We start from the raw sequence: 1343 nt of genomic DNA on the forward strand, positions 1-1343 counted from the left end.
CTCCGGTGAGTATTTGCTTGCCCTGCCCAATTTTCCCCTCGTTTCCTTACAGGATCATCGTATTGGATCTCTGTCCGGAAACCTCGGGGCACCCCACCCGAGGGCGTGCGTCGAAGTGTGGGATTCCCGCGGTCAGGACTGGCGGCGGTTTCCTCGCTGGGAGACCGATCTGGTGCACCCCAGTTCCGACCCCACCTGGTCGGCGTCGCGCACTCAAGTGTGGGTGCGGGGGTATTGCGGCCGGTACGTGTGCTCCTGCCCGTGCTGGCGGCAGGCCGGTGCCATCCCATCGCAGCGCACCGGAGGGCAAACCGTCCTGTTCGAGGACTCGGAGTGAGTCCCTCACGGGCCGGGGCCGAACGGCAGTCCGCCCTGGTCCCCGCCCGGGCCCGGCCCGCACCCACCAGTGTGCCGCCCTCAAGCACCTGCTCTGAAAGGAAAAGACCGATGCCCACACCGAGCGATCTCGCCGCCCAGGTGACGCCCCGCAGCGTGAACCCCGTCCCCGTGGCCCCGGTCCGCCCCGTACCCCGGTGGGCTTCCCTACCGGTCAACCCCGCGACGTGCCACCTGTCTCCGTCCGGTGTCGCCACCCTCAGCGTCGCCTCTACCGCCAGCGCAGAGTTCCTGGCCGCCCACCCCGACCGCACCTGGATCCAGCACAGGGACACCACCCCACACGAGTCCAAAGGCGAACTGCGCCGCGACTACCTCCGGAAGCGCCGAACGTACCGGTTCGGCGCTCTCCAACAGGCCGGGCTGCGAATCGTCAGCAACCGTCGTGGCAAACGCAGTCGCAAATCAGTCATCGTCATCCACAGCGACGGCCGGACACTCACCGTCCCGGGCCGCACCCTCAAGGACATGACCATCGCCCAGTGAGGTGATCCCAGCGAGTTCTATGTCAGGCGCCCGTGTTCGACGTGTGTGAGAACGAGGGCGGCTCTGGCGATGTCCCCGATCTTGCTGGGGCTGGCGGTGATGTGCTGTAGCAGCCGCCACCGCTGAGTGAGCAGTGCGAACCCGCGCTCGCCCAGACAGCGCACGCCCCGCTGGAGCGTGTTGAGGGTGCGGTTGTCCAGAGCCAGCGGCGGCCCGTCGGCCGGCTGTTTGATGGGGGTGATGATGCCGATCCCGGCACCCTCGTATCCCAGATCGGCCAACGTGGGCAGGCCCTTGGCCGCGAAGGCGTAGAGCGCACCGAGCACATGGGAGCGGGCTGCGGGCAGGTCGTTCACTGATCCGGCTCGACGCCACCAACGAACACGGGAAAACCGTCCGGTTCCATGACGCCTTGGACGTTGCCTCCGTGGTGGCGGGCTTTTCCCGAGTACCACAGATCG

General features: G+C 67.4%; 2 protein-coding genes. One reads left to right on the plus strand and one right to left on the minus strand.

The window, feature by feature from the left end; genetic code table 11:
- The first annotated feature begins 447 nt into the window (after window positions 1–447).
- Window positions 448–882 (plus strand): hypothetical protein, encoded by a 435-nt coding sequence (locus BJF83_RS03175; protein WP_075925109.1) that lies wholly within the window; start codon window positions 448–450, stop codon window positions 880–882.
- Between the two features lie 17 nt (window positions 883–899).
- Here the strand turns inward: BJF83_RS03175 and BJF83_RS03180 are convergent, their stop codons facing one another.
- A complete protein-coding gene (locus BJF83_RS03180; RefSeq protein ID WP_262391275.1) occupies window positions 900–1238 on the minus strand; it encodes a transposase family protein in 339 nt (112 codons plus the stop codon).
- Window positions 1239–1343 lie beyond the last annotated feature (105 nt).

Origin of the sequence: Nocardiopsis sp. CNR-923 (assembly GCF_001942255.1) — a bacterium.
In the GTDB taxonomy this organism is placed as follows: domain Bacteria; phylum Actinomycetota; class Actinomycetes; order Streptosporangiales; family Streptosporangiaceae; genus Nocardiopsis.

Coding starts and splice junctions, on each gene's coding strand:
- BJF83_RS03175 (WP_075925109.1), top strand. CDS start 448: ATGCCCACACCGAGCGATCTCGCCGCCCAGGTGACGCCCCGCAGCGTG.